The following is a 23,742-nucleotide window of genomic DNA, read 5'->3' as shown; positions in this document are numbered from 1 at the left end:
TCCAATTCAGTTTGAATCGTTGCCAATTGATTGCGTAACCACTGGCATGTGGCTTCATCTTGTTTTATCGCCGTTTCTATATGAAAGCAATAAAGTGTCATACTATGTTGTGTATAAGTGTTTTATTTTATTGATATTAAATTTAAATGATATTTATTGAAGTATCATACTATACGCAAAAACTAATCTAAGTATAATTCTATTGAAATAAAAAAAGTTTCATACCAAAATTCCAATATGCTGAAAATAATAAATATATTTTCTTTTTTTTGAAAATTGGTATGAAACTTTTTTACTAAGTATTACTGTTTATTATTTAGTATTGAACTTTATTACTCAAAAACACCAGGTACATTCGGCCTAATTTTCTTTTTTGGTGTCTGTTATCTCATTTCTCAAATTTGGAATGCTATTGAGAACTGGCAGCTATACGAAGCCCCAGCTAAATATGTACTTTTCATTTATCACTATATGGTTTATGAGCCTTTAGCATTTGGAAAAACTATAAATGACTTTTTAATTGTAAATACCCTCACCCCTTTTGATAATTTAAATTTTGTTATTAAGTGGGCCTTTGTAATTCTTTATTATTTTGGATTATTTTGTGTTTATCTGAAATATGTAAGTTTTCTTAAAAATGTGGGTTATAAAAAGTATAGATTTTTAATTCTGCTTTCCCCAGCTATTCTTTTAATGGTTTATTATTCTATTGAATGGCTATTTAGTTAAATTATTTTTTCTAAATCAGACCATTCAACTATATTTTTATTTGCCATTCTCATTTTTTAACTCCAAATTAATTAACATTATTAACTTCCCAACCATCCCATTTTCCACCACTTTCCATGATGCCTAACAAAGATTTTTCTTGGTTATTCCAATCCCATTTACCCCAATATTTTTTTATCTCACTAGGACAGCCTTTATCAATAAAAACCCCAAAACCGAAAAGCATTCCTTGAGATTGTTTTACAAAAACTTTACAGCGATCATCATTTTCGTCATAAAGTAAATGACCATTATCTATAACCAGTGCCATTAAAATTCTCCTATTACCTGTCAATCAGTAGAGCTAAAATTTTTAACTGTCTTAGCCCATTGTTCAAACAATGCGCCACCATTCACCAACCCCTTATATTCAGGCCCATCTAAATACTCATGCACTTCTCTTGTTGGAGAGCGATCCATAGCTAGGATAGCCATGCAGTCTTGAAACAGGTTCAAGTCAAGTTGACGAAAATCTGTTAAGTCAAATGGAAATCTTTGACCGTCATAGCAGCCAAGCAGAAATTTACGAACTACAAGGCTTTGCCCTGTATCAGATTTTGCCACTTCAACTAATCGTTTTAGGATCGGTACACCCTTTGCTTGGGCATCTTGTTTAAACGATTCTTCCTGGTTCAATCGCTGGAACAATTTGCCTTTCATTGCGTCTAGGTCTTGCTGTGTTGGTTGAAATAGTTTAGGGCCAGTCATATAAATTATCCTTTTGGAGTTATTAATTTTACGATATTGATAAGACTAAAAAACCCTCTTTATTGAACAATGCGACAGGGCATGTCGCATAATTTAATTTTAGTTATATCGTGCTATATAATTATACTTTTAAAAACTCTATCAATAAACTATACCTGAATGATAGCGAGCCAAATCGCATACAATATCTATCATTAGACTTAATGCAATAATTAAATGATAGTATTATCATTAATCTAATAGAATTAAGATTAAATGATAGAAATGAATACACGTATTTATCTACGAGCTTCAACTAAAGATCAAGATGCAGAAAGGGCTTTGCAGATTCTTCAGGATCTAAACCAAAACTTGAATTTGGGTGAAACCATTGTGTACGTGGAAAACTATAGTGGTACGAAGTTAGACCGACCTGAATTGAATAAGCTACTGTCAGAAGCAAATCAAGGTGACACATTGTTAGTTGAAAGTATTGACCGCTTATCACGCCTAACCCAACGAGATTTTCAAGAGCTGAAGCGCAGGATCCAGGAGAAGGGACTTCGTTTAGTCGTAGCAGATCTTCCTACTACCTACCAAATGATTCAAACCAGTGACAGCATTACTCATTCAATCTTGGAACTCATCAACAATATGTTGATTGATCTTCTGGCAACAATGGCCCGCCTAGACAATGAGAAACGTATAGAACGTATTAAGCAGGGCCTGGCACGTTCGGGTTACAAACCAACAGGCAAGAAGGCAAATGAGGCTAAACATAAACGAATAAAAGAATTGCTAGTAGTTGGCAATATGACTAAGGAAGAAATTGCCAAAGCAGTGAATTGTGGAGTTGCAACTGTCTATCGAGTTGCTAAAGTTATCTAAAAGAGGCTTATCTCAACGCGCCCCCAATGGGGCACCGCTGCATTCAGGTTACTTCACATAAGAAATTTTATGTTAAATGATTGTTAGAAATGCCCCTTGATCGAGGCATTTTCTATAAAGAATACTAAAAACTAATTAAAGCCAACCAAGTTTCAAAACAAGGCAGTTCTCAGCAATCATATTTTTAAATTATATAACTCCCAACTGAGCTTTTGCTCCAACGATAAGGCTTTCATTTTGAGTTTCTAAGGCAAATAAACCATACATCAAAGGAGAGGCCGCTGCTCTTTCTAAAGTCTGTTCATATAGTTTATTCCAAACTTTACCCCCTAGTTTTTCATACTCGATGATTAGAGTTTTGAGGCTTTCTTCTCCAAACAAAGTTACATGCCCAGCAAAATCAATCGCTGGGTCATCTATATGGGCTGTTGACCAATCAATAACGCCTGAAACAGCTCCATCCTTTGAAGCTAGTACATGCCCAGCATATAAATCGCCATGTATAAATTGGGTGAAATCTGCCCATAGAACATCATTATCCAACCATTTTCTGTAGCGGGTTTCCAATTGCTCACTTATACCAATTTCAGATTTTACTAACTGCAAATTGTTTGCTATTTCAGGTCTTAAATCTGAAGGTTTCATAATTTTCAAATCATTTTCCCGAACTTCTTTTTCAGGAATACTATGGATTTCAAATAAGGTTTTTGCCAAAGATGTTATGTATTTCGGGCTATCTTTGTCCATATTCCAAATTATTTCATAGGTTTCAGCATCCAAATTTAAAACAGGATTATCTTTAAGTATGGGATAAGCCACTAATTCTGTAGATGAAATTCTCCAATCAGGAACCTCTACAGAAAGATGTTTTTTTACCAATTCTAAAATGCGTTTTTCTTTCTTGATTTGTTCCCTCATGCCATCACGACGAGGAATACGCAGCAACCATTGTTGCCCCTTTGTATCAAGAGCAAAAACGACCTTAAAATCAATGCCCATTTCATTGAAATTCATTTTGTCCGTAAGCAACAAGCCGTGTGCTTCAGCAAGTGATTGAATATCTTGAATTGTCATTTTTAATTTCCTTTAAAGAGTTCAATAATTAATGTTCGGATTAGATTGGCTATCATTAACAATCTCTCTCAAAAGTCTTGATGATTTTGTGGTCTTTGATCTCGTAGATAATGTCAGCAATATTATCGACCAATTGCTTGTCATGAGATACGAAGATAATAGTTCCTGCATAGGACTTCATCATTGTTTCTAATGCGGCAATACTTTTTAGGTCAAGATAGTTTCCTGGTTCATCCATAAGCAAAATATTATATTTTCCTAAAAGCATTTTGGATAAAAGCAGTTTGATGATTTCACCTCCCGATAAGTCGGATAAGTTTTTTTGAATATCATTCGCTCCGATCCCCATTGAAGCCAATACTGCACGAATTTCCGCAACTGTGTACTCGCACTCTTCCTGCATAAAGGAGAGCACAGATTTATGCGTGTTAAATTTATATCCTGTTTGTGTAAAGTAGCCAATTTCAGCTTTTGGAGATATGGTTAATCCATCAGCACGTTCTGATATCATTTTTAACAAGGACGTTTTCCCTGTTCCATTCGATCCAGTTATAGCGACTTTAGCGCCAAGCGGTATTATAAAGTTAGCGTCATCAAAGATAGTACGGCTACCAAATTTTAAGCTCAGACCATCTGCCGTAATCGGGAACTTATTGTGCAGTTCTAGGGCTGAACTTTGACGAAAACGAATAGAACGCAAATGCTCTGGTGCTTGAATATCTTCTAATGCAGCCAAACGCTTTTCCATACTCTTAGCTGCCTGATACAGTTTTCTTTGCTTGGTGCCAGTCATTTTTGCATGCCCAAGTCGTCCAGCACTTTCGGTAGAGTTTTTGGATTTTTCTCCTTTTTTCTTATTGTCTAATCGATTAGCTTGCTGGCGTTTTTCTTGCACAGCAGATTCTAATCGCTCCCGTTCCTTCATCATCAGCTCATATTCTACGGCTTGGTGTTGTCGCTCTTCTTCTTTTTGACGCAAGTAATCCGAGTAACCACCCCAATATTCCGTAATTTTACCGTCTTTTAACTCCCATATCTTGTCTACAACCATATCAAGAAAATATCGGTCATGACTGATAACAAGTAATGCTCCATCAAATGCTTTAAGTTGACCAATAAGTAGATCTATTCCATTGAGATCAAGGTGGCTGGTTGGTTCATCCGCTAGAATGCCATGTACTTGTTGGGAAAATGCGGCAGCAATTTTTGCACGAGTTTCCTCTCCGCCACTCATTGTGTCGTTTTGTACATTGGAAACACCAAGGCGAGATAACATTGCCCGGTCTTCGACCGTTTCTATTTCGATTCCGCCCAGTTGGCTGATATGTGCAAAATCACCAAAACGCTGTAATGTCGCTTCGGCTAAAACAATTTCGCCATTAAGTACTTTGAGTAAACTACTCTTTCCTGCTCCGTTATCACCCACAAGACCAATACGGTCATAAGAGTGAATTTCCAATTCATCAATATCCAAAACATCACGCCCAGCATAATCCAAGCGTATGTTTCTCGCTTTAATAATTAAACTCATTTTTATTTACTCCTGTTTAGCTCTTGAAATTTTTTATGCAGCAAACAGGATTTAGGTGAAAACAAAAGCTAGCATCACAGTGTCCTCCCAAAAAAAAAGCTATTCATCCACAGGGTGGACAAATAGCTAGTCAATTAAGTTATAACTGGAAACTATGCACTAAAAGCATACTTATAAATTAAGCATACTTTTACTTTATATATCCGCATATATTCTTAAAGACACAACAAAAGCCCACCATTATAAAATAGTGTCACTATGCAAATAGTTGTGTCTTAACGAATGCGGATAGAATGCATAAACTTACCTAAAAAATAAAATTCAGTTTTATGATAACTTTACTGTTAAAAGAAGTCTAGACAACCTTGTTTTATGCTTGGATATAAGGCTTATTTTAAAATAATAGTAGTGAAGATTTTCTAAAATTAACATAATACACCTTATACGAAATAAAAATGGGAGCCTTAAGCTCCCATTTTTTAAGTAATTTTTTCAAATAAGGCTTGGGTGAGCATCTAAAATTCGAATCAATGTAGCTGCTGGTCCAGTTGGATAGCGTCGTCCCTGTTCCCAATTTTGCAGGGTACGGGGGCTAATATGTAGACGTGCAGCAAATTCATTTTGGCTCAAGCCAGTTTTTTCACGTACTTCTTTAATATCAGGCAATTCGAGTTCTGTAACTCGGCTTGCTTTAACTTCTTTACGTTTGATAGCTCCAGCTTCTTTGATTGAAGCAACCAAGTCATCAAATAAGTTGTTATCCATGAAATTGCTCCTTCACGAGTTGGTGCAGAATGGCGGTTTCCTTATCTGTTAAATTATCTTTTACTGATTTTGGATAAGCCACTAAGAAAAAGATCTGATCATCCTCGGTGACCCAATAATAAATCACCCGTATCCCACCACTTTTCCCTTTGTTACCTTGAGCACAACGTACTTTGCGAATACCACCGCCATTCTTGATTAGGTCACCTCTATCAGGCTGTACCAAAAGATCTTGCTGAAGTTGACGATATTCCTCATCAGATACAAGGTCTTTAATTTGCTTGGTAAAGATGCTGGTTTCAATAAATAACATGGACTCTTTATACGTCAATGGCGTATTTGAATTTTAGCAGTTTCCATAACAAAAAACGAGAGCTGGTAGATCTCGTTTCGCATAACAGCCATTATGTTAAATTGTAGTAAGAACTTTAATGCGATAGAGCAGAATGTATATGCAAAATAAGCTTGATAACATTATTCAAGAATTAAAAGAACTATCTGGGAATAGTCGTCTAAACATAGAACTACCTGATGATATTTTCATATCTGCTTATGAACGAAAAATAGGTTTTATTTTTCCAAAAGATTATAAAAAAGTTTTGAAAGAGATTAGCAATATCTTTTATGGAACAATTGAATTAGCGTCTCTTACAGATGAGAAAGAATGCTATCGAGGGCTATCTCAGATATTAAATGATGCTAGGGAGCAAGGTCTGCCAGAAGATTGGCTACCTATTTGTGAAGATAATGGTAGTTATTATTGCCTATCTCCTAATCATAAAATTAGATATTGGACAGCAGATGGATATAGCGATGAGCAGTGGGAAGATTTAGCAGATTGGATCAAGCAAGTTTGGATAGATGGAAATTAAGAATTTCTAAAATTAACATAATACACCTTATACGAAATGCTTGAAATTTTCCTTTTAGCCTCAATAGTTTAGTCAAAGCCGTTCTAGGGTTCAGCGCACTGGAACGGCTTTTTCATGATTATTCACGTTCCACGCCTATTTATTAAGCAATGTTTCACGACTTTGTTCATATTAGTTAAACAATCGTGGTTAATCATAGGGTCTAAAAAAACGGCTCCAAAAGCCCCTTTTTTCGGATTCTGGTTGTTCAGGGGTAGCAATCTGTTTAGGTGAACCATACTGGGTTTATTGGAGACAAGTTTTTAAATCTAATTTATGTAACTATAGAGTATAGCCTAACGGAACAAAATAAAGTCTTAAAAAGCAACTCAAAAACCGTATTTATAGACTTAATATTTAATTTCGGTACAATATGTATTTAATTATCTAAACTCTAACGGTACAGAATGCCTAATCAGGTCGGATATATTCGAGTCAGTTCAACTGAACAAAATACTGAACGTCAATTAGATGGAATCAGCCTGGATAAGACCTTTACTGAAAAGGCAAGCGGTGGTAGCCGTGAACGTCCTCAGTTAAATGCAATGCTCGACTATCTGCGTGAAGGTGATACGGTGCATGTTCATAGTATTGATCGTCTGGCACGTAATACAAATGATCTGAACGAAATTGTGAATAGTCTGAATGATCGTGGTATAACCATTATTTTTCATAAAGAGAATTTGACCTTCAGTCATGATGTAGCACAATCGGCAATAAATAAACTCATGTTTCAGATGCTTGCTGCATTTGCAGAGTTTGAACGCTCCATGATCCGTGAGCGTCAAAAGGAAGGAATTGCAAAAGCCAAAGCGAAGGGCTTATATAAGGGAAGAAAGCGGAAGGTTGACTATGTTGAAATACGAAAAGCAATGGCTGAAGAAAATTCAACATTTAGAGGTGTTGCAGAAAAGTTTAAAGTAGGGATAGCAACAGTACAAAGAGCTTTAAAAGAAGAAACTAATAATCAATAAGGTTGATTAATGAAGACGCTTAGATATTCAAATTTAGAAAAGATCATGACCATTTATACTGAAATTTCTACTTATATTACATTTCATAATGCGACTGGTTTAACAGATATAAATAAATCAATGGAAGATTTTTGAACCGTACCGGGTTTGTCGGAGACCAAGCTTTCTGAGAGAATGTCCCGATGAAAAAAGTAAAATATACCCCTGAAATCAGAGAAAGAGCGGTTCAATTATTGATTGAATCCGAGAAAGATTATCCATCGAATTGGGCTGCGATCACCGCTATTGCTCCCTGAGCAGTATACTGCGCAAGGGTTGTACTCCTGAAACACTACGTGTTTGGTATCAAAAATATTTAGATAAACAAAATCCAGTTAAAGTACAGCAGCTTTCAGACCAAGAACGTATCAAACAACTCGAACGCGAAAATAAAGAACTGCAACGCGCCAATGAAATTCTACGTAAAGCAGCCGCTTTTTTCGCCCAGGCGGAGCTCGACCGCCCACACAAATAATGGTGGATTTTATCCATAATAATAAAGAGCTGTACGGAGTCGAGGCGATTTGTAGAATTTTACCGATCGCACCTTCAACCTATTAGGGGTCGTTTGCGGGAGAGGGCGAAATCCTACGCTAAGGCTTTGGCCAACGATATTCTCCGGTAAGATTGATGTGTTCCCAGGGGATAGGAGAAGTCGCTTGATATCTAGTATGACGTCTGTCGCACCTGCTTGATCGCGGCCGCGATAGCTAGATCGCGTTGCTCCTCTTCTCCATCCGCGTTCCAAGCTGCGGAAAGGCACCCATAAGCGTACGCCTGGTCGAGCAGGCGACGCGGATCGACGTCCAGCGCACGAGAGAATGCGTCCGCCATCTGTGCAATGCGTCTAGGATCGAGACAAAGGTCGTCTCTGTCAGCCGGATCGTAGAACATATTGGCGGCGCCAAAGCCCACTTCACCGACCAGACCGACGGGATCTATCACCAGCCAGCCGCGACTGGAGAACATGATGTTTTCATGATGCAGATCGCCATGTAGCCCACGCAGTTCCGAGGCATTGCTCATCATTTGATCGGCTATAATCGCCGCGTGGACGTAGTCAGTTTGACAACCTGCGTTTTGATCATCGCGCGCCCGCTGAAACAAAGCTGCAAAGCGATCCCGGATCGGGAGAAGGGCAGAAGGCAGGGGTTCCTCAGATGCGGCATACAGCTTCGCCATTAGTTCCGCTGCAATTTCGGTCGCCTGGTAGTCGCCGTGCTCGGCAACGATGTGAGAGAGCATTCGCTCCCCGGCATATTCGAGCAACATCAGATTGTTCTCACGACCGAGCAACCGGACTGCTCCCCTCCCATTGCGCCATACCAGATAGTCGGCCCCGCGCAGTTCATCAGCAATGTCTTCTATAGGTTTCAATCCCTTGACGATTGCAGGAGTCCCGTCTGGCAATGAAACTTTCCAAACGAGGCTGGAAAAGGTGTCCGCAATGAGAACAGGTTGCGAAACGTGCCAATGAGCAGGAAAAACAGGCGGCATGAACATCAACCCCAAGTCAGAGGGTCCAATCGCAGATAGAAGGCAAGGCGTTCGCGGTCGGGGGCTTCGATCCCCAATACATTGAATAGGACAGCGAAGGCGCGCTCTGCTTCATCTGGCGCTGCCCAGTTCTCTTCGGCGTTAGCAATCATGAGTGCCAAATCGGCATAGCGATCTGCTGTTCCGAGCCGCCCAAGGTCGATCAGACCCGTGCATTGAAGAGTTTTAGGGTCCACCATGAAGTTCGGCATGCAGGGATCACCATGGCAAACAACCATATCGGTGCGCTCTTGGTCGAGCCGCACCGGTAGCTCTCGTTCGACACGAGCCAAAAGATCGAGCTGCGGCGTACTCTTGTCCTCGTCCGGTAAGAAGTCGGGATTGACGGCATTGCGGGACACCACATCAACGGCGCGTCCGAACATTCGCGACAGCCTGCGCTCAAACGGACATTGATCAACCGATAGGCTGTGAACAGCGCCAAGTTGCTGCCCCATTGACGGCCACGCTTTGAGCAAATCCGCTCCAGACAGATCAGCCGCCGGTACTCCCGGAATTGCCGTTATCACCAAGCATGCACCCTCCTGTTCCTCCTGCCAGTTGATCACCTCGGGGCAAGCCACACCTCGACCTTTGAGCCAAATGAGGCGGTCACGCTCTCCAGCGAGCTCACCGCGGCGGGAAGCAGGTGCGATTTTCGCGAAGGCATGCCCGTCACCACGTCGAAAAACAAAATCACCAGATTCTCCGCCTCTGACAGGCAACCAGTCAGAATGCGATTCACCAAAAAAAATATTAGTTCGATTCAATGGAGGTTCCTTCAGTTTTCTGATGAAGCGCGGAGGTGAGAGGTGGTCCCACTTGTTTGAACAACTAAAAGCTTATTTATAAGTGATACTCTGCTCTAGTTAAGCTACCTTATTTTGTTGTGGTAGCTGGTCATAGTAAAACTCATCTGGAGTCATTTTGTCCAGACTCGAATGAGGTCGTTTCAAATTATAAAATTCAAAATATGCGTTTAATTGCTTCTTCGCATCCAAAACATTGCTGTAGGCTTTGAGATACACCTCTTCATATTTAACGCTCCGCCATAATCGTTCAACCATCACATTATCAACCCATCGACCTTTACCATCCATACTGATTTGAATGCCATTTGATTTCAATACATCAATAAATGCATCACTGGTAAACTGACTGCCTTGGTCTGTATTAAAGACTTCAGGTCGGCCATATTTTTCAATAGCTTCATTTAATGTTTCTATGCAAAATGTAACCTCCATACTAATCGATACTCTATGCGCAAGTACCTTGCGGCTATGCCAATCAATCACAGCACATAAATAAACAAAGCCTTTTGCCATAGGGATATACGTTATATCCGTAGACCACACTTGATTACTGCGCTGAATAGCCAATCCTTTGAGCAGATATGGATATTTACGGTGAGCTTGATTGGCCTGACTTAGATTTGGTTTACGATATAACGCATTAATGCCCATTTTCTTCATTAAAGTACGTGTATGACGTCGTCCTATATGATGTCCTTGACGATTCAATAAATCACGCATCATACGGCTACCTGCAAAAGGGTATTGCATATGTAACTCATCCATACAGCGCATCAGCTTCAGATCTGATTCACTCACAGGTTTTGGGCGATAGTAATAACAACCACGGGAGACTTTCAGCAGCTTAGCTTGCTTAGATACTGAAATCTGAAGTGAGTCATCGATTAACTTTTGTGGTTGAAGCGACCCAGTTTCTTCAACACACCTTCTAAAAAATCAATTTCTAATGCCTGCTCACCGATTTTTGCATGTAGTTTTTTTAGATCGATGGGTGGTTCTGTTGGAGCTTTTGATTGATCGAAAGCTTGCGAGGAAGCTGAAATCAGTTGATTTTTCCAGTCAATAATTTGGTTTTGATGAACATCAAATTCAGCACTCAATTCAGCAAGTGTTTTTTCTGCTTTAATCGCAGCAAGTGCTACCTTAGCTTTAAAGTCATTTGAATGATTTCTTCTTGGTCTACGTGTCATAAAATACTCCATATATTGATGTTTATAACATCATTTGGGGAGCAAAATATCACTTATAAGTGTTGTTCAAATTTCCTGATCCACCTCTGTGGCTCAACCTGCGAAAAGAAACGAGTTGCTACGTAAGTCCGAGAACATGCTTTCCATGGTCTCTGAGCTCGCCTTTGGGACCGACATATCGGTAGAGAGTGACGCGCTCGATGCCGAGTTCCTTGCAGAGATCGGAAACTGAAGTATCGCGCTGGGCCATGGCGGCTTGCGCGAGACGCACCTGAGCTTTGGTGAGCGCGAATTTTCGTCCGCCCTTGCGACCGCGCGCTCTCGCGGAGGCGAGACCCGCCATGGTGCGCTCTCGGATCAGATCCCGCTCGAACTCGGCCAAGGTGGCGAAGATTCCGAACACCATGCGACCGGACGCAGTCGTGGTGTCGATCTGAGCGCCCTTTCCAGTCAGAACCCGCAGGCCGATCTTGCGGTCTGACAGCTCCTTCACCGTGTTGACCAGATGGGCAAGCGATCGTCCGAGGCGATCGAGCTTCCAGACCACCAGCACATCGCCGTCACGCAATGACTTGAGGCAGGCAGTCAAGCCAGGGCGATCATCACGACCGCCGGAAGCAAGATCATCATAGATATTGTCCCGTTCGACACCTGCGGCGCGCAAGGCGTCGTGCTGCAGGTCGAGAGACTGCGAGCCATCGGCTTTGGAGACGCGGGCATATCCGATCAGCATGTATCACAAACGTTGGTTTGAGGCGGCGCTTCGGCCACGATTGCATTGACCTCTGGAAATGTATCTCAACCAGCTTCATAAACAAAGCGTCTTGAACGCTATCAGATTTTGAAAAAGGAACATGTATGCCGCGTCGCGTCACTCTAACCGATCGGCAGAAAGACGCGCTGTTGCGCTTGCCGACTTCACAGACGGATTTGCTCAAGCACTATACGCTGAGTGATGAAGACCTTGGGCATATCAGGCTGCGTCGGCGCGCTCACAACAGGTTCGGCTTCGCCCTGCAATTGTGTGTCCTGCGCTATCCCGGCCGGGTGCTGGCTCCAGGCGAACTGATCCCTGCAGAGGTCATCGAATTTATCGGAGCGCAGCTTGGCCTGGGTGCCGACGATCTCGTAGACTATGCTGCCCGCGAGGAAACACGGCACGAGCATCTTGCCGAGTTACGGGGGCTCTACGGCTTCCGCACCTTCTCCGGACGTGGTGCGAGCGAGCTGAAGGAATGGTTGTTCCGAGAAGCCGAGATGGCGGTGTCGAACGAGGATATCGCCCGTCGCTTCGTAGCCGAGTGCCGACGCACCCGCACTGTCCTTCCCGCGACATCCACGATCGAGCGGCTTTGTGCCGCGGCTCTCGTCGATGCCGAGCGACGCATCGAGACGAGGATCGCCAGTCGGCTGCCTATGTCGATCCGAGAACAGTTGCTGGCATTGCTCGAGGAGACGGCTGATGATCGGGTGACCCGTTTTGTGTGGCTGCGCCAGTTCGAGCCTGGCTCGAACTCTTCGTCGGCCAACCGGCTGCTCGACCGGCTCGAATATCTGCAACGCATCGATCTCCCCGAGGATCTGCTTGCCGGCGTTCCTGCCCATCGGGTGACTCGTCTGCGCAGGCAGGGTGAACGGTATTATGCCGACGGCATGCGCGATCTCCCGGAGGACAGGCGGCTTGCGATCTTGGCTGTTTGCGTCTCGGAATGGCAGGCGATGTTGGCCGACGCAGTGGTCGAAACCCACGACCGGATCGTCGGCCGTCTCTACCGTGCTTCGGAGCGTATTTGCCATGCAAAGGTCGCAGACGAAGCGGGGGTGGTGCGTGACACCCTGAAATCCTTCGCCGAGATCGGGGGCGCCCTGGTCGATGCACAGGATGATGGCCAGCCGCTGGGCGATGTCATCGCGAGGGCACTGTTGCAAAGTTAGCGATGAGGCAGCCTTTTGTCTTATTCAAAGGCCTTACGTTTCAAAAACTCTGCTTACCAGGCGCATTTCGCCCAGGGGATCACCATAATAAAATGCTGAGGCCTGGCCTTTGCGTAGTGCACGCATCACCTCAATACCTTTGATGGTGGCGTAAGCCGTCTTCATGGATTTAAATCCCAGCGTGGCGCCGATTATCCGTTTCAGTTTGCCATGATCGCATTCAATCACGTTGTTCCGGTACTTAATCTGTCGGTGTTCAACGTCAGACGGGCACCGGCCTTCGCGTTTGAGCAGAGCAAGCGCGCGACCATAGGCGGGCGCTTTATCCGTGTTGATGAATCGCGGGATCTGCCACTTCTTCACGTTGTTGAGGATTTTACCCAGAAACCGGTATGCAGCTTTGCTGTTACGACGGGAGGAGAGATAAAAATCGACAGTGCGGCCCCGGCTGTCGACGGCCCGGTACAGATACGCCCAGCGGCCATTGACCTTCACGTAGGTTTCATCCATGTGCCACGGGCAAAGATCGGAAGGGTTACGCCAGTACCAGCGCAGCCGTTTTTCCATTTCAGGCGCATAACGCTGAACCCAGCGGTAAATCGTGGAGTGATCGACATTCACTCCGCGTTCAGCCAGCATCTCCTGCAGCTCACGGTAACTGATGCCGTATTTGCAGTACCAGCGTACGGCCCACAGAATGATGTCACGCTGAAAATGCCGGCCTTTGAATGGGTTCATGTGCAGCTCCATCAGCAAAAGGGGATGATAAGTTTATCACCACCGACTATTTGCAACAGTGCCGATAAAAATATATCATCATGAACAATAAAACTGTCTGCTTACATAAACAGTAATACAAGGGGTGTTATGAGCCATATTCAACGGGAAACGTCTTGCTCGAGGCCGCGATTAAATTCCAACCTGGATGCTGATTTATATGGGTATAGATGGGCTCGCGATAATGTCGGGCAATCAGGTGCGACAATCTATCGATTGTATGGGAAGCCCAATGCGCCAGAGTTGTTTCTGAAACATGGCAAAGGTAGCGTTGCCAATGATGTTACAGATGAGATGGTCAGACTAAACTGGCTGACGGCATTTATGCCTCTTCCGACCATCAAGCATTTTATCCGTACTCCTGATGATGCATGGTTACTCACCACTGCGATCCCCGGGAAAACAGCATTCCAGGTATTAGAAGAATATCCTGATTCAGGTGAAAATATTGTTGATGCGCTGGCAGTGTTCCTGCGCCGGTTGCATTCGATTCCTGTTTGTAATTGTCCTTTTAACAGCGATCGCGTATTTCGTCTCGCTCAGGCGCAATCACGAATGAATAACGGTTTGGTTGATGCTAGTGATTTTGATGACGAGCGTAATGGCTGGCCTGTTGAACAAGTCTGGAAAGAAATGCATAAGCTTTTGCCATTCTCACCGGATTCAGTCGTCACTCATGGTGATTTCTCACTTGATAACCTTATTTTTGACGAGGGGAAATTAATAGGTTGTATTGATGTTGGACGAGTCGGAATCGCAGACCGATACCAGGATCTTGCCATCCTATGGAACTGCCTCGGTGAGTTTTCTCCTTCATTACAGAAACGGCTTTTTCAAAAATATGGTATTGATAATCCTGATATGAATAAATTGCAGTTTCATTTGATGCTCGATGAGTTTTTCTGATAGTTAGTCTTTGTAGAGACACAAACCTGAAATTCCGGACACCGCGCTTCAGGACATCTCCCTGGACGCCGATATCTGGCAGTATCCGGACGGTACTATCGAACGCCGGGCCAACGGTACTACCCTGCCCTTTATGACTGACGACCGGCTATCTCACCCACGCACTTCTCCCTGAAATTTAGCATCGTCGCGGTTAATGTCGAAAATTTGCCACCTGACGTGGTTGGCATCGAGGGTGAAAACTGCCGTGGCGAGGGTGTTCTCCTCATCCGGATCGTCGGCAGCCAGCCGGTATTCACCGGCATCAATTTTCAGATTGATATCGTGCAGCACCTGGGTGGTGCCGAAATGTTTAGCGACCGCGCTAAATTCGGCACTGTTGCAAAGTTAGCGATGAGGCAGCCTTTTGTCTTATTCAAAGGCCTTACGTTTCAAAAACTCTGCTTACCAGGCGCATTTCGCCCAGGGGATCACCATAATAAAATGCTGAGGCCTGGCCTTTGCGTAGTGCACGCATCACCTCAATACCTTTGATGGTGGCGTAAGCCGTCTTCATGGATTTAAATCCCAGCGTGGCGCCGATTATCCGTTTCAGTTTGCCATGATCGCATTCAATCACGTTGTTCCGGTACTTAATCTGTCGGTGTTCAACGTCAGACGGGCACCGGCCTTCGCGTTTGAGCAGAGCAAGCGCGCGACCATAGGCGGGCGCTTTATCCGTGTTGATGAATCGCGGGATCTGCCACTTCTTCACGTTGTTGAGGATTTTACCCAGAAACCGGTATGCAGCTTTGCTGTTACGACGGGAGGAGAGATAAAAATCGACAGTGCGGCCCCGGCTGTCGACGGCCCGGTACAGATACGCCCAGCGGCCATTGACCTTCACGTAGGTTTCATCCATGTGCCACGGGCAAAGATCGGAAGGGTTACGCCAGTACCAGCGCAGCCGTTTTTCCATTTCAGGCGCATAACGCTGAACCCAGCGGTAAATCGTGGAGTGATCGACATTCACTCCGCGTTCAGCCAGCATCTCCTGCAGCTCACGGTAACTGATGCCGTATTTGCAGTACCAGCGTACGGCCCACAGAATGATGTCACGCTGAAAATGCCGGCCTTTGAATGGGTTCATGTGCAGCTCCATCAGCAAAAGGGGATGATAAGTTTATCACCACCGACTATTTGCAACAGTGCCATCGCGAGTGGGTCAGGGTGGGACGGCTTAAAAACCCTTGTTGCAATGGCAACCAGGCTGACCGCCACCATGGCCGACGATCCGCTCAATCATGTGCTCGACGGTTATCACCGCTTCCGCCGATACGCTCCACGCATGTTGCGCCTGCTCGATCTGCGAGCTGCGCCCGTTGCACTGCCGCTTCTGGAAGCGGTGACGGCCCTTCGTACCGGTTTGAACGATGCCGCGATGACCAGCTTCTTGCGGCCCAGCTCGAAATGGCATCGCCACCTTCGGGCCCAGAGGGCTGGCGACGCTCGCCTATGGGAGATCGCGGTGCTGTTCCATCTGCGCGATGCGTTCCGCTCCGGAGATGTCTGGCTTACTAGGTCCCGGCGCTATGGCGATCTGAAACACGCACTCGTTCCGGCACAATCCATCGCGGAAGGCGGTCGTCTCGCTGTGCCATTGCGGCCGGAGGAATGGCTGGCAGACCGGCAAGCTCGCCTCGACATGCGGTTGCGCGAGCTTGGCCGTGCCGCTCGCGCAGGCACGATCCCGGGCGGGTCGATTGAAAACGGCGTTCTGCATATCGAGAAACTCGAAGCCGCCGCGCCGACAGGCGCCGAAGATCTGGTGCTCGATCTCTACAAGCAGATCCCGCCCACGCGCATCACCGATCTCCTGCTGGAGGTGGATGCGGCGACCGGCTTCACCGAAGCGTTCACCCATCTGCGCACAGGAGCACCCTGCGCTGACCGGATCGGGCTAATGAACGTTATCTTGGCGGAAGGGATCAACCTCGGCTTGCGCAAAATGGCGGATGCGACAAACACCCACACCTTCTGGGAATTGATCCGCATTGGACGGTGGCATGTCGAGGGCGAAGCCTATGACCGGGCGCTGGCCATGGTGGTCGAGGCACAGGCAGCGTTACCCATGGCCCGGTTCTGGGGCATGGGCACGTCGGCTTCGAGCGACGGACAGTTCTTCGTCGCTACAGAGCAAGGTGAGGCCATGAACCTGGTCAACGCGAAATATGGCAATACCCCGGGCCTGAAAGCCTATAGCCACGTCTCCGACCAATATGCGCCGTTCGCAACCCAGGTGATTCCTGCAACGGCAAGCGAAGCGCCTTACATCCTCGATGGCCTGCTGATGAACGATGCTGGACGCCATATCCGCGAGCAGTTCACCGACACGGGCGGCTTCACCGATCACGTCTTTGCCGCATGTGCCATTCTCGGCTACCGGTTCGCTCCGCGCATCCGCGACCTGCCATCCAAACGGCTCTACGCGTTCAATCCGTCGGCCGCCCCGGCGCACCTGCGAGCGTTGATCGGCGGAAAGGTCAACCAAGCCATGATCGAGCGCAATTGGCCCGACATCCTGCGCATCGCCGCCACCATTGCTGCCGGGACCGTCGCGCCAAGCCAGATTCTGCGGAAACTCGCCTCCTATCCGCGGCAGAACGAGCTCGCGACAGCCCTGCGGGAAGTCGGTCGCGTCGAGCGCACCCTGTTCATGATCGACTGGATTCTGGATGCCGAACTCCAACGGCGTGCCCAGATCGGGCTCAACAAAGGCGAAGCTCATCATGCGCTGAAGCGGGCAATCAGCTTCCACCGCCGCGGTGAAATCCGCGACCGTTCCGCCGAAGGCCAGCATTACCGCATCGCCGGCATGAATCTGCTCGCCGCCATCATCATCTTCTGGAACACCATGAAGCTCGGCGAGGTCGTTGCAAACCAGAAACGCGATGGAAAGCTGCTATCGCCCGATCTCTTGGCCCATGTTTCGCCGCTCGGATGGGAACACATCAATCTCACCGGAGAATATCGCTGGCCAAAGCCTTAGCGTAGGATTCCGCCCCCTCCCGCAAACGACCCCTATTACCGGACTCTAGATCTCTGTGAAAATCCAGAACATCGAGCAAAGCGAGATTTACATGACTTGCATCATGCTGAGGAGATTAAACGAATTTGGAAGGAAAGTTCAGGTCGGTATGGTGTACGTAAAGTCTGGCAAAAACTGAAACGTGAAGGCTATTCGAGCGCACCCTACGCCTGCATCGTCTTACCAAGCTGGAGAAGATGGGACTGGCGACCGAGCACGCGCCCGGCGTTTGGGAATTGAGCAAGGACATGGAACCGGCCCTGCGCGAGCTTGGAGAGCGGGGCGACATTATCCGCACCATGCAGAAGGCGCTCGGCCCGCAGGGCGGCGAACGCGATCCCATGAGCTTCCAAATCCATGACGGAGCGCCCGAGACGCCCATCGTCGGCCGCGTCGTGGACAAGCACCTGTCCGACGAACTGGGGGAGAACCTGACCGTTGTGGTGGACGGCATCGACGGCCGCACGCACCACATCGCCGGCATCGCGCTCGAGCGGCTCGAGGACGCCCGCATCGGCAGCGTCGTCCAGCTCGGCCCCGCCGAGGCGGCAGCCCGGCCGTCCGACCGCACCATTACCGCCATTGCAAAGGACGGCATCTATCGGCCGAGCCGCCATCTGGAGCAGGCCAAGTTCGAGGGCCGCGTTCCAGGCGGCGACTATGAGGGCTATGTCGATGCCCATGTGCGCCGGCTGGAGGCGCTACGCCGGGCCGGTATCGTCGAGCGGATCGACGCCGACCAATGGCGCATCCCCGATGATCTGGTCAGCCGTGCCGCCGCCCATGACGCCGGCCGAGACAGTCAGGCCAGCGTTCGCGTCCTTTCCCCGGTCGATCTGAACAAACAGATCGGATCGGACGGCGCGACCTGGCTGGACCGGCGGCTGATCCACGGCGAGACGGCCGACCTTGCGCCAACCGGCTTCGGGCAACAAGTCCGCGAAGCCATGGACCAGCGCCGCGAGCACCATATCGAACAGGGCGACGCCACCCGCAGCCGGGACAGCCGCGTCTTCTACCGGCGCAACCTTCTCGCCATCCTGCGGGAGCGCGAGGTAGCCGGCGTCGGATCGGATATGGCTTTGAGTAAGGGCCTGCCGTTCCGCGCCGCCACGGACGGCGAGAGCGTCAGCGGCAAGTTTACCGGAACCGTGCATCTATCGAGCGGCAAGTTCGCCGTGGTCGAGAAATCCCATGAGTTCACCCTTATCCCGTGGCGGCCGATCATCGACCGCCAACTCGGCCGCGAGGTTATGGGCATCGTGCAGGGCGGGTCTGTGTCGTGGCAGTTAGGGCGGCAGAGGGGGCTGGAACGCTGAGTGCGCCCATGCCGCATTGCGAAGCAAAAGATAATCGGATAAAATGTAGCAATTCATATTCGTAAGCGTGGAGTAATCAGATGGGAAATTCCAAGTCAGCAGACAAGTAAGCCGCAACAACCAGTATTGTTGTTGCGGCGCTCTGTAAGGCTAGTCTCATCTGATTGCTGACGAGCAGACGTCGCCCGGTATTCCTTAATCGAGGGTTGATTCGTCATGACCACCACACGCCCCGCGTGGGCCTATACGCTGCCGGCAGCACTGCTGCTGATGGCTCCTTTCGACATCCTCGCTTCACTGGCGATGGATATTTATCTCCCTGTCGTTCCAGCGATGCCCGGCATCCTGAACACGACGCCCGCTATGATCCAACTCACGTTGAGCCTCTATATGGTGATGCTCGGCGTGGGCCAGGTGATTTTTGGTCCGCTCTCAGACAGAATCGGGCGACGGCCAATTCTACTTGCGGGCGCAACGGCTTTCGTCATTGCGTCTCTGGGAGCAGCTTGGTCTTCAACTGCACCGGCCTTTGTCGCTTTCCGTCTACTTCAAGCAGTGGGCGCGTCGGCCATGCTGGTGGCGACGTTCGCGACGGTTCGCGACGTTTATGCCAACCGTCCTGAGGGTGTCGTCATCTACGGCCTTTTCAGTTCGATGCTGGCGTTCGTGCCTGCGCTCGGCCCTATCGCCGGAGCATTGATCGGCGAGTTCTTGGGATGGCAGGCGATATTCATTACTTTGGCTATACTGGCGATGCTCGCACTCCTAAATGCGGGTTTCAGGTGGCACGAAACCCGCCCTCTGGATCAAGTCAAGACGCGCCGATCTGTCTTGCCGATCTTCGCGAGTCCGGCTTTTTGGGTTTACACTGTCGGCTTTAGCGCCGGTATGGGCACCTTCTTCGTCTTCTTCTCGACGGCTCCCCGTGTGCTCATAGGCCAAGCGGAATATTCCGAGATCGGATTCAGCTTTGCCTTCGCCACTGTCGCGCTTGTAATGATCGTGACAACCCGTTTCGCGAAGTCCTTTGTCGCCAGATGGGGCATCGCAGGATGCGTGGCGCGTGGGATGGCGTTGCTTGTTTGCGGAGCGGTCCTGTTGGGGATCGGCGAACTTTACGGCTCGCCGTCATTCCTCACCTTCATCCTACCGATGTGGGTTGTCGCGGTCGGTATTGTCTTCACGGTGTCCGTTACCGCGAACGGCGCTTTGGCAGAGTTCGACGACATCGCGGGATCAGCGGTCGCGTTCTACTTCTGCGTTCAAAGCCTGATAGTCAGCATTGTCGGGACATTGGCGGTGGCACTTTTAAACGGTGACACAGCGTGGCCCGTGATCTGTTACGCCACGGCGATGGCGGTACTGGTTTCGTTGGGGCTGGTGCTCCTTCGGCTCCGTGGGGCTGCCACCGAGAAGTCGCCAGTCGTCTAACCGACGACTGGTAGCAGGCCCGCTCCGATGCGGCGCACTAACCATCGAAACCTCGTGAATGTCGGTATCCTGTCTGGCAGGATACCGCTCATTTCCCTTGTTCAGTTCATCGCCGTCGCCGAGCATCTGAATTTTCGGCATGCGGCCAAGGCACTTGGTATCAGCCAGTCGAGCGTCAGCGCGCGTGTGAAAGCGCTGGAGGATAACCTTGGTGTCCTGCTATTTGAGCGCCATGCGCGGGGCGTTCGGCTAACAGACGCAGGCAGGCACTTCATGGAGCGTGTCACGGCGGGTGTCGATCAACTCGATCACGCAGTGAAGACCGCAGGCATGACAGCTCAAGGAGAATACGGCCGGCTTCGCATCGGCATCCATGCCTTAATCCCACGCAGCTTTCTCACGGAGCTGATCCGTCATTATCGGGAAGAACATACGGGCATTGAGGTTGAGATCACCGAAGGCACAGCCCGCGATGCGGTGATGCAGCTTCGTGCTGACCAGCTCGACGTGGTGTTCGTCGCGGGCAAGCCCGAGATGCCCGACTGCCATACCCGACCGATCTGGACCGAACCGCTGGTGGCCGTGCTATCGGATGGGCATCGCCTCGCCGGGCAGTCCGCAATCACTTGGTCCGATCTGGTCGGCGAGACTTTCATTGTTCGCTATGGTGGCACCGGCCCGCAGGTCCATGACCATATCGTGCTGCGCCTTGCCGGGCGTTGGCCCGCACCGTCGATCCGGCGCTTTGATGTGGGGCGCGACACGCTGCTATCTATGGTCGGACAAGGCTTCGGCATCACTATCGTCGGCGAGGCAACGTCATTGTTGCCGACGACCGGCATCGTCTTCCTGCCCTTCCTCGATGAACCGGAGCCGGTTGCCTTTACAGCCGTCTGGTCGCCGTTCAATCGCAACTCCGCACTGAAAAATCTACTCAACCTCGCAGGCAAAATGAAGCGTGACGGCGATTCGCCCAATCGTTTCCTGGATGGCACTCGACCGGCACGATAACGGCACAGGCGATCCATCCTATTTGCCGCCGATAGTATCCGGCAGCCCTCCGGCATCCTCTTTCCTGTTGCCCGTCCCGATTTTGCCTACTCTCTGATCGGCTCCGTCTCTTTTGCCGACTGGAGCCTGCATTGCGCGGAGGCCGAATCCTTTGGGGTCAGATCGCCGTAGTCATCACCATCGTTCTGGTGATGACGTGGGCGGCGACGCAATGGGTTGCCTTTCGCCTCGGCTTCCAGCCCCAGCTTGGAGCGCCATGGTTCGATCTGGCGGGCCTGCCGGTCTATTATCCGCCGGCCTTCTTCTGGTGGTGGTTTTCCTTCGACGCCTACGCGCCCGCTATCTTCGTCGAGGGCGGCATCATCGCGGTATCGGGCGGCTTCATCGCCATCGCCGCCGCCATCCTCATGTCGATCATTCGAGCGCGGGAAGCCCGCAACATCGCCACCTACGGATCGGCGCGATGGGCGGAAGACAAGGAAATCCGTGCGGCCGGATTGCTCGGCCCCGATGGCGTAGTGCTCGGCCGGCATACGCAAGACTATCTGCGCCATGACGGTCCCGAGCATGTCTTATGCTTCGCGCCGACCCGCAGCGGTAAGGGCGTCGGGCTGGTGGTGCCGACGCTGCTGACATGGCCGGGAAGCTGCATCGTCCACGACATCAAGGGCGAGAACTGGACGCTGACGGCCGGCTTTCGCGCGAAGCACGGCCGCGTCCTGCTGTTCGATCCCACGAACGCCAGATCGTCGGCCTACAATCCGTTGCTGGAGGTGCGGCAGGGGGAGTGGGAAGTCCGCGACGTGCAGAACATCGCGGATATTCTGGTCGATCCCGAAGGCAGCCTCGACAAGCGTAATCATTGGGAAAAGACCAGCCATAGCCTGCTGGTCGGCGCGATCCTGCATGTTCTCTATGCGGAGAAGGACAAGACGCTGGCGGGCGTCGCCAATTTCCTGTCCGATCCCCGCCGCCCGGTCGAGGCGACCTTGCGCGCCATGATGGACACGCCGCATCTCGGCGAGGCTGGCGTTCATCCCGTCATCGCGTCGTCGGCGCGCGAGCTGTTGAACAAGAGCGAGAACGAACGAAGCGGGGTGCTCTCCACCGCCATGTCGTTTCTCGGCCTCTACCGCGATCCCGTGGTGGCGCGGGTGACGGCGCGATGCGATTGGCGCATTGCCGATCTGGTCGGCAGCCGCCAGCCCGTCACGCTCTATCTGGTCGTGCCACCGTCCGACATAAACCGCACCAAGCCGCTTATTCGGCTGATCCTCAACCAGATCGGCAGGCGGTTGACCGAGGAATTGGCCGGCTCCGGCAAGCGCCATCGGCTGCTGCTGATGCTGGACGAGTTTCCGGCACTCGGCAGATTGGATTTTTTCGAATCCGCCTTGGCCTTCATGGCGGGCTACGGCCTCAAGGGCTTCCTGATCGCGCAGAGTCTCAACCAGATCGAGCGCGCGTATGGGCCGAACAACGCGATCCTCGACAACTGCCACGTCCGCGTCAGCTTCGCCACGAACGACGAACGGACGGCCAAGCGGGTGAGCGACGCGCTCGGCACCGCGACCGAGCTGCGCGATTCCACCAACTATGCCGGGCACAGATTGGCCCCGTGGCTCGGGCATCTCATGGTGTCGCGGCAGGAGACGGCCCGGCCGCTGCTCACGCCGGGCGAGATCATGCAGCTTCCGCCCACCGATGAAATCGTGATGGTCGCGGGCACGCCGCCGATCCGCGCGACCAAGGCCCGCTATTTCGAGGATGCGCGGTTTCAGGAACGCATCCTGACCCCGCCCGATCTGGTCGCCGCTCCGCTGGCGCCCAGCCCATCCGCCGATGATTGGTCCGGCCGCGTGGTCGCGGCGGATGGCAGCTCCGCGAAGGACGCCGCCAATTGGACCGAAGGCGATCCGGCCAATGCCGGCATCCGCCGTGAGCCGGAATTGCCGGAGCATGAGGAAATCGTCGCCCCGCCGCCGTCGCCCGAACAGGAGTTCGAGTTTCTGGACGACGAGCCGGACGTTGACGCGGCCAAGGCCCGCGCCATGCGCCAGCGCATGAGGATGGTGGCGCGGCAGGTAGCGATGCACCCCGATGATGGAATCGACCTTTGAG

21 protein-coding genes, 6 pseudogenes and 1 other annotated feature are annotated in these 23,742 nt (G+C 49.6%); of the genes and pseudogenes, 13 read left to right on the top strand and 14 right to left on the bottom strand.

Annotation, left to right across the window (positions count from 1 at the left end):
- Positions 1-796 precede the first annotated feature (796 nt).
- Complete coding sequence (locus PV763_RS13210) at positions 797-1,039, bottom strand: hypothetical protein (RefSeq protein WP_001229660.1); 243 nt, start codon at positions 1,037-1,039, stop codon at positions 797-799.
- 20 nt (positions 1,040-1,059) lie between these two features.
- A complete protein-coding gene (locus PV763_RS13205) occupies positions 1,060-1,476 on the bottom strand; it encodes a DUF7673 family protein (protein WP_000147519.1) in 417 nt (138 codons plus the stop codon).
- A 255-nt stretch (positions 1,477-1,731) separates the two neighbouring features.
- Between PV763_RS13205 and PV763_RS13200 the strand changes: the two genes are divergently transcribed.
- Positions 1,732-2,343 carry a recombinase family protein gene (locus PV763_RS13200; protein WP_015060246.1) on the top strand — a complete coding sequence of 204 codons (612 nt, stop codon included), beginning with the start codon at positions 1,732-1,734 and terminating at the stop codon, positions 2,341-2,343.
- Positions 2,344-2,532: 189 nt separating this feature from the next.
- On the opposite strand, the gene PV763_RS13195 is transcribed toward PV763_RS13200, so the two are convergent.
- The 4 genes from PV763_RS13195 to PV763_RS13180 all read right to left on the bottom strand — a co-directional run bounded on the left by PV763_RS13195 (position 2,533) and on the right by PV763_RS13180 (position 6,026).
- A complete protein-coding gene (locus tag PV763_RS13195) occupies positions 2,533-3,417 on the bottom strand; it encodes an Mph(E) family macrolide 2'-phosphotransferase (protein WP_000155092.1) in 885 nt (294 codons plus the stop codon).
- 55 nt (positions 3,418-3,472) lie between these two features.
- Positions 3,473-4,948: an ABC-F type ribosomal protection protein Msr(E) gene (gene msr(E) / locus PV763_RS13190; RefSeq protein ID WP_000052512.1), complete on the bottom strand. Its 1,476-nt coding sequence runs from the start codon at positions 4,946-4,948 to the stop codon at positions 3,473-3,475.
- Between the two features lie 492 nt (positions 4,949-5,440).
- Positions 5,441-5,713 carry a NadS family protein gene (nadS, locus tag PV763_RS13185; RefSeq protein ID WP_000369781.1) on the bottom strand — a complete coding sequence of 91 codons (273 nt, stop codon included), beginning with the start codon at positions 5,711-5,713 and terminating at the stop codon, positions 5,441-5,443.
- Positions 5,706-6,026, bottom strand: a complete 321-nt coding sequence (locus tag PV763_RS13180; RefSeq protein ID WP_000897307.1) for a type II toxin-antitoxin system RelE/ParE family toxin — start codon at positions 6,024-6,026, stop codon at positions 5,706-5,708. The genes nadS and PV763_RS13180 overlap by 8 nt, the downstream gene beginning before the upstream one ends.
- A gap of 139 nt (positions 6,027-6,165) precedes the next feature.
- On the opposite strand from PV763_RS13180, the gene PV763_RS13175 reads away from it, so the two are divergent.
- Positions 6,166-6,585 carry an SMI1/KNR4 family protein gene (locus tag PV763_RS13175; protein WP_001180106.1) on the top strand — a complete coding sequence of 140 codons (420 nt, stop codon included), beginning with the start codon at positions 6,166-6,168 and terminating at the stop codon, positions 6,583-6,585.
- Positions 6,586-6,774: 189 nt separating this feature from the next.
- On the opposite strand, the pseudogene PV763_RS13170 reads toward PV763_RS13175, so the two are convergent.
- A pseudogene (locus PV763_RS13170) lies at positions 6,775-6,852 on the bottom strand (DNA-binding protein); the annotation flags it as partial.
- A gap of 179 nt (positions 6,853-7,031) precedes the next feature.
- Here PV763_RS13170 and PV763_RS13165 point away from each other — a divergent pair.
- Both PV763_RS13165 and PV763_RS13160 read left to right on the top strand, forming a co-directional pair.
- Positions 7,032-7,598: a recombinase family protein gene (locus tag PV763_RS13165; RefSeq protein ID WP_006581699.1), complete on the top strand. Its 567-nt coding sequence runs from the start codon at positions 7,032-7,034 to the stop codon at positions 7,596-7,598.
- A gap of 182 nt (positions 7,599-7,780) precedes the next feature.
- Positions 7,781-8,195 (top strand): annotated as a pseudogene (locus PV763_RS13160) (IS3 family transposase); the annotation flags it as partial.
- Positions 8,070-8,186: a sequence feature (AL1L pseudoknot), on the top strand. Its footprint overlaps the pseudogene before it by 117 nt.
- A 108-nt stretch (positions 8,196-8,303) precedes the next feature.
- On the opposite strand, the gene PV763_RS13155 reads toward PV763_RS13160, so the two are convergent.
- From PV763_RS13155 to PV763_RS13140, 4 genes are all read right to left on the bottom strand, one after another.
- Positions 8,304-9,140 carry an aminoglycoside O-phosphotransferase APH(6)-Id gene (locus PV763_RS13155; RefSeq protein ID WP_000480968.1) on the bottom strand — a complete coding sequence of 279 codons (837 nt, stop codon included), beginning with the start codon at positions 9,138-9,140 and terminating at the stop codon, positions 8,304-8,306.
- Positions 9,140-9,943 carry an aminoglycoside O-phosphotransferase APH(3'')-Ib gene (gene aph(3'')-Ib / locus PV763_RS13150; protein ID WP_001082319.1) on the bottom strand — a complete coding sequence of 268 codons (804 nt, stop codon included), beginning with the start codon at positions 9,941-9,943 and terminating at the stop codon, positions 9,140-9,142. The genes PV763_RS13155 and aph(3'')-Ib overlap by 1 nt, the downstream gene beginning before the upstream one ends.
- A gap of 99 nt (positions 9,944-10,042) precedes the next feature.
- Positions 10,043-11,175 (bottom strand): IS3 family transposase gene (locus PV763_RS13145; RefSeq protein WP_223672967.1). Its coding sequence is split into 2 segments (ribosomal slippage): positions 10,043-10,923 and positions 10,923-11,175, totalling 1,134 coding nucleotides; the frame shifts between segments, so codons are not numbered across the junction.
- A 118-nt stretch (positions 11,176-11,293) separates the two neighbouring features.
- Positions 11,294-11,908 (bottom strand): recombinase family protein, encoded by a 615-nt coding sequence (locus PV763_RS13140; protein WP_000904906.1) that lies wholly within the window; start codon positions 11,906-11,908, stop codon positions 11,294-11,296.
- A gap of 125 nt (positions 11,909-12,033) precedes the next feature.
- Between PV763_RS13140 and PV763_RS13135 the strand changes: the two are divergent.
- Positions 12,034-13,089 (top strand): annotated as a pseudogene (locus tag PV763_RS13135) (DUF4158 domain-containing protein); the annotation flags it as partial.
- 54 nt (positions 13,090-13,143) lie between these two features.
- Here PV763_RS13135 and PV763_RS13130 read toward each other — a convergent pair.
- On the bottom strand, positions 13,144-13,848 hold the full coding sequence (locus PV763_RS13130) for an IS6-like element IS26 family transposase (protein ID WP_001067856.1): 705 nt from the start codon (positions 13,846-13,848) through the stop codon (positions 13,144-13,146).
- A gap of 129 nt (positions 13,849-13,977) precedes the next feature.
- Here PV763_RS13130 and PV763_RS13125 point away from each other — a divergent pair, with 129 nt between their 5' ends.
- Entirely contained in the window at positions 13,978-14,793 is an 816-nt protein-coding gene (locus PV763_RS13125; protein WP_000018326.1) for an aminoglycoside O-phosphotransferase APH(3')-Ia, read from the top strand.
- A 153-nt stretch (positions 14,794-14,946) separates the two neighbouring features.
- On the opposite strand, the gene PV763_RS13120 is transcribed toward PV763_RS13125, so the two are convergent.
- Positions 14,947-15,126 carry a hypothetical protein gene (locus tag PV763_RS13120; RefSeq protein WP_000902128.1) on the bottom strand — a complete coding sequence of 60 codons (180 nt, stop codon included), beginning with the start codon at positions 15,124-15,126 and terminating at the stop codon, positions 14,947-14,949.
- Between the two features lie 91 nt (positions 15,127-15,217).
- The gene (locus PV763_RS13115) at positions 15,218-15,922 is read right to left on the bottom strand and encodes an IS6-like element IS26 family transposase (protein WP_001067856.1); all 705 of its coding nucleotides are present in this window, start codon (positions 15,920-15,922) and stop codon (positions 15,218-15,220) included.
- Between the two features lie 60 nt (positions 15,923-15,982).
- Between PV763_RS13115 and PV763_RS13110 the strand changes: the two are divergent.
- The 7 genes and pseudogenes from PV763_RS13110 to PV763_RS13080 form a co-directional block, all read left to right on the top strand.
- A pseudogene (locus tag PV763_RS13110) lies at positions 15,983-17,821 on the top strand (Tn3 family transposase); the annotation flags it as partial.
- Positions 17,822-17,836: 15 nt separating this feature from the next.
- Positions 17,837-18,013, top strand: a pseudogene (locus tag PV763_RS13105) (IS3 family transposase); the annotation flags it as partial.
- Positions 18,014-18,057: 44 nt separating this feature from the next.
- Positions 18,058-19,179, top strand: coding sequence for a DUF3363 domain-containing protein (locus tag PV763_RS13100; RefSeq protein WP_420938005.1), 1,122 nt, complete (start codon positions 18,058-18,060; stop codon positions 19,177-19,179).
- 216 nt (positions 19,180-19,395) lie between these two features.
- Entirely contained in the window at positions 19,396-20,610 is a 1,215-nt protein-coding gene (gene floR / locus PV763_RS13095) for a chloramphenicol/florfenicol efflux MFS transporter FloR (protein ID WP_000214119.1), read from the top strand.
- Between the two features lie 27 nt (positions 20,611-20,637).
- A pseudogene (locus PV763_RS13090) lies at positions 20,638-20,937 on the top strand (LysR family transcriptional regulator); the annotation flags it as partial.
- Between the two features lie 3 nt (positions 20,938-20,940).
- Positions 20,941-21,621: a LysR family substrate-binding domain-containing protein gene (locus PV763_RS13085; RefSeq protein WP_109354582.1), complete on the top strand. Its 681-nt coding sequence runs from the start codon at positions 20,941-20,943 to the stop codon at positions 21,619-21,621.
- A gap of 131 nt (positions 21,622-21,752) precedes the next feature.
- Entirely contained in the window at positions 21,753-23,741 is a 1,989-nt protein-coding gene (locus PV763_RS13080) for a conjugal transfer protein TraG (protein WP_121775222.1), read from the top strand.
- Position 23,742: the final 1 nt, after the last annotated feature.

The sequence above is a fragment of the Acinetobacter sp. AS5 genome, from assembly GCF_048957595.1.
GTDB lineage: Bacteria > Pseudomonadota > Gammaproteobacteria > Pseudomonadales > Moraxellaceae > Acinetobacter.
Note: the sequence above shows the minus strand (reverse complement) of the source record. Positions and strands in the feature narration are given on the sequence as shown.

Bases quoted from the DNA above. Each gene is read 5' to 3' on its own strand.
- floR (WP_000214119.1), top strand. From the start codon at position 19,396: ATGACCACCACACGCCCCGCGTGGGCCTATACGCTGCCGGCAGCACTG.
- PV763_RS13180 (WP_000897307.1), bottom strand. From the start codon at position 6,026: ATGTTATTTATTGAAACCAGCATCTTTACCAAGCAAATTAAAGACCTT.
- PV763_RS13155 (WP_000480968.1), bottom strand. From the start codon at position 9,140: ATGTTCATGCCGCCTGTTTTTCCTGCTCATTGGCACGTTTCGCAACCT.
- PV763_RS13205 (WP_000147519.1), bottom strand. From the start codon at position 1,476: ATGACTGGCCCTAAACTATTTCAACCAACACAGCAAGACCTAGACGCA.
- PV763_RS13130 (WP_001067856.1), bottom strand. From the start codon at position 13,848: ATGAACCCATTCAAAGGCCGGCATTTTCAGCGTGACATCATTCTGTGG.
- nadS (WP_000369781.1), bottom strand. From the start codon at position 5,713: ATGGATAACAACTTATTTGATGACTTGGTTGCTTCAATCAAAGAAGCT.
- PV763_RS13195 (WP_000155092.1), bottom strand. From the start codon at position 3,417: ATGACAATTCAAGATATTCAATCACTTGCTGAAGCACACGGCTTGTTG.
- PV763_RS13200 (WP_015060246.1), top strand. From the start codon at position 1,732: ATGATAGAAATGAATACACGTATTTATCTACGAGCTTCAACTAAAGAT.
- PV763_RS13140 (WP_000904906.1), bottom strand. From the start codon at position 11,908: ATGCTGATCGGATATGCCCGCGTCTCCAAAGCCGATGGCTCGCAGTCT.
- PV763_RS13115 (WP_001067856.1), bottom strand. From the start codon at position 15,922: ATGAACCCATTCAAAGGCCGGCATTTTCAGCGTGACATCATTCTGTGG.
- PV763_RS13125 (WP_000018326.1), top strand. From the start codon at position 13,978: ATGAGCCATATTCAACGGGAAACGTCTTGCTCGAGGCCGCGATTAAAT.
- PV763_RS13100 (WP_420938005.1), top strand. From the start codon at position 18,058: ATGGGACTGGCGACCGAGCACGCGCCCGGCGTTTGGGAATTGAGCAAG.
- PV763_RS13175 (WP_001180106.1), top strand. From the start codon at position 6,166: ATGCAAAATAAGCTTGATAACATTATTCAAGAATTAAAAGAACTATCT.
- PV763_RS13210 (WP_001229660.1), bottom strand. From the start codon at position 1,039: ATGGCACTGGTTATAGATAATGGTCATTTACTTTATGACGAAAATGAT.
- PV763_RS13085 (WP_109354582.1), top strand. From the start codon at position 20,941: ATGACAGCTCAAGGAGAATACGGCCGGCTTCGCATCGGCATCCATGCC.
- PV763_RS13165 (WP_006581699.1), top strand. From the start codon at position 7,032: ATGCCTAATCAGGTCGGATATATTCGAGTCAGTTCAACTGAACAAAAT.